Here is a 5,317-nt window from a genome sequence, read left to right on the forward strand (position 1 = left end):
CGGCGCCTGCCGGGGGGTGACGGCGGTCGACGGCGACGGCGCCCTCGGCGAGGTGCGGGCGGCCAACGTGCTCGTGGCCACCGGCGGCGCCGGCCAGCTGTTCGCCGTCACGACGAACCCGGCCGAGACGACGGGCGACGGCGTGGCCATGGCGCTGCGGGCCGGCGTGGCCGTCGCCGACGTGGAGTTCGTCCAGTTCCACCCGACGGCTCTCCACCACCCGGCCATGCCCCGCCCGCTGCTGTCCGAGGCCCTCCGGGGCCACGGCGCCCTGCTGAGGGACGCCGAGGGCGAGCGGTTCGTGGACGAGCTGCTGCCAAGGGACGCGGTCGCCAAGGCGATGACGGCCCGCATGCTCGGCCAGGGGGTCGAGCACCTGTGGCTCGACGCCACCGGGCTCGACCGCTTCGCCCAGCGGTTCCCGACGATCGCCGCCGCGCTGGCCGAGGTCGGCCTGGACCCGGCCACCGACTGGCTGCCGATCGCCCCGGCCGCGCACTACCTCTGCGGCGGCATCCTCGCCGACCTCGACGGCGCCTCGTCGCTGCCCGGCCTGTGGGCGGCCGGCGAGGCGGCCTGCAGCGGCGTGCACGGCGCCAACCGGCTGGCGTCGAACTCGCTGCTCGAGGGCATGGTGTTCGCCTTCCGGGTGGTCGAGGCCGTCGAGGCCGGCCGGTCGGGCCCGAGCGCCACCGGCGCCATGCGGGCCCTGGACGAGCCGCTGGCCGTGCTCGGCCCGCCGCCCCCGCCCGCCGACCTGGGGGACGGGCCGCCGCCCGGCCGGGCCGAGCTCCAGCGGGCGATGACGGCGGGCGCCGGCGTGCTGCGGTCGGCCTCGTCGCTCGCCACGACGGCCAACTGCCTCCACGCCGTCGCGGCCACGGCGGGCGACGACCGGGAGGCCAGGGAGGTCCGCAACCTGGCGACCGTCGGCCTCGCGCTCGTGTGCGCGGCGCTCGTGCGCGAGGAGTCGCGCGGCGCCCACACGCGCACCGACTTCCCCGCCACCCGGCCCCACCTGGCGCGGCGGGTGGTGCACCACGACGGTACGCTCGCCCGCCGTGACGGATAGCGGGACGTACGCGCCGAACTGGTACCCGGACCCGTTCGGCCGCCACGAGCTGCGGTACTACGACGGGTCCCAGTGGACCGAGCACGTGGCGTCGCACGGCCGCCAGTCGGTCGACCCGCCGGGCGGCGCCGGGCACGTGCCGACCGTGAACCGGGCGACCGAGCGCATCGTGGCCGACGTCCAGCGGGTGGGCGCCGCCGTCGGCCACCAGGGCGGCGGCACGATCTTCACCGAGCCGGTCCTGGTCGTGAACCAGAAGGCCAAGCTCATCGAGATCAACAACGAGTACGCCATCTACGACCAGCACGGCCGCCAGATCGGCGCCGTCCGCCAGGTGGGCCAGAGCGCGGCGAAGAAGGTCGTGCGGGTGCTCACCTCCTTCGACCAGTTCATGACCCACAAGCTCCAGGTGACCGACGTGCACGGCCACGTCCTGCTGGCCGTCACCCGCCCGGCGAAGGTCATGAAGTCGAAGGTGCAGGTGCTGGACGGCCAGGGCAACGAGATCGGCTGGGCCGTGCAGCAGAACGCCATCGGGAAGATCCGCTTCTCGCTCGAGTCGGGCGGTCAGACCTACGGGTCGATCAACGCGGAGAACTGGCGGGCCTGGAACTTCAGCATCCAGGACCGCACCGGCACCGAGGTGGCCCGCATCACCAAGACGTGGGAGGGGCTGGCGAAGACGATGTTCACGACGGCGGACAACTACGTCCTCCAGATCCACCGACCCCTCGAGGACCCGCTCCGCAGCCTCGTCGTGGCCGCCGCGCTGACCGTCGACACCGCCCTCAAGCAGGACGCGCGCGGGTTCGGTTGAGCGCCATCAGCGAGGTCGTGGCCAGGGCGCTGGCCGAGGACCTCACCCCGCTCGGCGACATCACCTCCGCGCTCCTGCCGCCCGGCGCGCGCGCCGAGGCGAGGCTCGTGCCGCGGGCGGACGGCGTGCTCGCCGGCCGGGAGGCGGCCACCGAGGCGTTCCGCCAGGTCGACCCGTCGATCGCCGTCGAGTGGTCGGCCGCCGACGGCGACCGGATCGGCAAGGGGGACACGGTCGCCACCGTCGACGGCCCGCTCGCGTCGGTGCTGACCGCGGAGCGGACGGCGCTCAACCTGCTCTGCCACCTGTCGGGCATCGCCACGCTCACCCGCCGCTTCGTCGACGCCGTGGCCGCCGCCGGCGGCACGGCCCGGGTGTGGGACACCCGCAAGACCACGCCGGGGCTGCGGTCGCTCGAGAAGGCCGCCGTGCGGGCCGGCGGCGGCGTGAACCACCGGGGCAACCTCTCGGACTGGGTCATGTTCAAGGACAACCACCTGGCCGTGCTCCCCATCGCCGAGGCCGTTCGGTCGGCCAAGGAGCGGTGGCCGGGGCGGACGGTCCACGTGGAGTGCGACTCGCTCGACCAGGTGCGCGAGGCCGTCGAGGCCGGGGCCACCGCCGTGCTGCTCGACAACATGACCCCCGACGACGTCCGCGCCGCGGTCGGCGTGGTCGGCGGGCGCTGCCTGATCGAGGTGTCGGGCGGCGTGACCCTGGCGACGGTGGCCGACTACGCCGTGCCCGGCGTCGACTGCATCTCGTCCGGCGCGCTCACGAGCTCGGCGCCGGTGCTGGACCTCGGCCTCGACGTCGTCGCGCGCGCCCCGGGCTGAACCCCGCCAGCGGGTACCGTCGCCTCGCCATGCTGCTCGCCATCGACGTCGGCAACACCGAGACCGTCGTCGGCCTGTACGGCGACGACGACCTGGTCGACCACTGGCGCCTCGCCACCAACGCGGAGCGCACGTCGGACGAGCTGGCGCTGCTGATCCGCGACCTGCTCGGGTTCCACGACGCGGCGTGGGAGCAGGTGGTCGACGGCATGGCCGTGTGCTCGGGCGTGCCCCGGGTGACCGCCGCCCTGCGGGAGATGGCCGACCGCTACTTCGGCTTCCCGCCGGTCGTGCTCGAGCCCGGCACCCGCACCGGCATCCCGATCCTCTACGACAACCCTCGCGAGGTCGGCCCCGACCGCATCGCCAACGCGGTCGCCGCCTTCGACCGCTACGGCGGGCCGACGATCGTCGTGGACTTCGGCACGGCCACCACCTTCGACGCCATCTCGGCGAAGGGCGAGTACCTCGGCGGGGCCATCGTCCCCGGCATCGAGATCAGCCTCGACGCGCTGTTCGCCCGCGCCGCCCTGCTGCGCCGGGTCGAGCTGGTGCCGCCCCGCCACGTCATCGGCAAGAGCTCGGTCGAGTCCGTGCAGTCGGGCGCCATCCACGGGTTCGCCGCGCAGGTCGACGGGCTGTGCCGCCTGTTCGCGCAGGAGCTGGGCGAGTCGACGGTGGTCGCCACCGGCGGGCTCGCCGCGCTGATGGCCCCGCTGGCCTCGTCGATCCAGCACCACGACCCCTGGCTCACGCTCCACGGCCTCCGGCTCGTGTACGAGCGGAACCGGGCGGCCTGATGGCCGACGACGGCGTCCCGTATCGCTTCGACCGCACCGCCACCGCCGCCGACCTCCACGCCCGCTTCGACGGCGAGGCCCCCGGCTGGGAGGACGGCCCCGTCGAGTCGGTCGCCGGCCGGGTCCTGCTCCACCGGCCGCAGGGCCGCCTGGCCTTCGCCACCCTCGGCGACGCGACCGGGACCGTGCAGCTGTTCGCCGGCCGGGCCTTCTCGGCGGCGTTCGACCGCTTCTGCGCGCTGTCCCTCGGCGACTGGGTGGGCGTCCGCGGGCCGGTCATGAAGACGAAGCGGGGCGAGCTGTCCGTCCGGGTCGACGAGCTGGCCGTGCTGGCCCGCACCCGGCGGGGCTGGCCGGACAAGTGGCACGGCCTCACCGACGTCGACACCCGCTACCGGCAGCGCTACGTCGACCTGTGGCTGGAGCCGGAGGCTCGCCGCGTGGCCGTCCTCCGGGCCAGGGCCGTGTCCCTCACCCGGCGGTGGCTGGAGGACCGCGGCTTCCTCGAGGTCGAGACGCCGATCCTCGAGCCCATCGCCGGCGGGGCCACCGCCCGCCCGTTCGTCACCACCCACAACGCGCTCGACATGGAGCTGTACCTCCGCATCGCCATCGAGCTGCGGCTGAAGCGGCTGGTCGTCGGCGGCATCGAGAAGGTGTTCGAGATCGGCCGGGTGTTCCGCAACGAGGGGATGTCCCCCCGGCACAACCCCGAGTTCACGATGCTCGAGCTGTACGAGGCCTACGCCGACTACCGGGACATGATGGCGCTGACCGAGCAGCTGGTCGCCCACCTGGCGACCCAGCTGTGCGGGACGACGACCCTGACCTACCAGGGCCGCGAGCTCGACGTCGCCCCGCCGTGGCGCCGGGCCACGATGGCCGAGCTGGTCGAGGAGCAGGCCGGGGTGCGGGTCGACGTGGGGATGGGGGTCGACGAGCTGCGCCGGGTGGCCGAAGGCCACGGCGTGCGGGTCGAGCCGGCGTGGGGCCCCGGCAAGCTCGTGCTGGAGGTCTACGAGAAGACGACCGAGCCCGCGCTGTGGGGGCCGGTGTTCGTGTGCGACTACCCGCAGGAGGTGTCGCCGCTGGCCCGGGCCCACCGCGAGGTGCCGGGGCTGGTCGAGCGGTTCGAGGCCGTCGTCGCCGGGCGGGAGCTGTGCAACGCGTTCAGCGAGCTGGTCGACCCCGTGGAGCAGCGGGCCCGGTTCGAGGAGCAGGCCAGGCAGCGGGCGGCCGGCGACGCCGAGGCCATGCTGGTCGACGAGGACTACCTGCGGGCGCTGGAGTACGGCCTGCCCCCGACCGGCGGGCTGGGCGTCGGCATCGACCGCCTGGCGATGCTGCTGGCCGACACGCCGAACATCCGCGACGTGGTGCTGTTCCCGACCATGCGGCCGGAGCAGCGCGCGGGCGACCGCGAGCAGCAGGGGGGAGCGCCGTGAGGGTGTTCGTGACGGGGATGGGCGGCGAGCTCGGCACCCGCGTGGCCGCGCTGCTGGACGCGGCGCCGTTCGTGGACGAGGTCGCCGGCGTCGACCGGGAGCCGCCCAGGCGCCGGCTCCAGCGGGCCCGGTTCCGGCTGGTCGAGCCGCTCGACCGCCGGCGCATGGTCGCGGCCGTCCGGGACTTCGACCCGACGGCCGTCGTGCACTGCGGCGTCTACGAGCCCAACGCCCGCTCCAGCCCGCGCGCCGCCGCGGCCCGCACGGAGGCGGCGACGGTGGCCGCCCTCGGCGCCGCCGCCCAGTGCCGGTCGCTCGACCGCATCGTCGTGCGGTCCGGCATCGAG

6 protein-coding genes are annotated in these 5,317 nt (G+C 74.8%); all 6 read left to right on the forward strand.

What is annotated here, in order from left to right; genetic code table 11:
* Positions 1-1,072 (forward strand): FAD-binding protein (locus VGB14_17970; GenBank protein HEX9994819.1); only part of this gene is annotated, 1,072 nt, incomplete at its 5' end.
* The gene (locus tag VGB14_17975; protein HEX9994820.1) at positions 1,062-1,889 is read left to right on the forward strand and encodes a phospholipid scramblase-related protein; all 828 of its coding nucleotides are present in this window, start codon (positions 1,062-1,064) and stop codon (positions 1,887-1,889) included. The genes VGB14_17970 and VGB14_17975, both read left to right, overlap by 11 nt.
* Entirely contained in the window at positions 1,886-2,725 is an 840-nt protein-coding gene (gene nadC / locus VGB14_17980; protein HEX9994821.1) for a carboxylating nicotinate-nucleotide diphosphorylase, read from the forward strand. Before VGB14_17975 ends, nadC begins: the two co-directional genes overlap by 4 nt.
* Positions 2,726-2,754: 29 nt before the next feature.
* Positions 2,755-3,525 carry a type III pantothenate kinase gene (locus VGB14_17985; GenBank protein ID HEX9994822.1) on the forward strand — a complete coding sequence of 257 codons (771 nt, stop codon included), beginning with the start codon at positions 2,755-2,757 and terminating at the stop codon, positions 3,523-3,525.
* The gene (gene lysS, locus VGB14_17990; GenBank protein ID HEX9994823.1) at positions 3,525-4,970 is read left to right on the forward strand and encodes a lysine--tRNA ligase; all 1,446 of its coding nucleotides are present in this window, start codon (positions 3,525-3,527) and stop codon (positions 4,968-4,970) included. Before VGB14_17985 ends, lysS begins: the two co-directional genes overlap by 1 nt.
* The coding region (locus VGB14_17995; GenBank protein HEX9994824.1) for an NAD-dependent epimerase/dehydratase family protein at positions 4,967-5,317 on the forward strand (351 nt) is incomplete at its 3' end. The genes lysS and VGB14_17995, both read left to right, overlap by 4 nt.

Source organism: Acidimicrobiales bacterium, assembly GCA_036399815.1.
Lineage (GTDB): Bacteria > Actinomycetota > Acidimicrobiia > Acidimicrobiales > DASWMK01 > DASWMK01.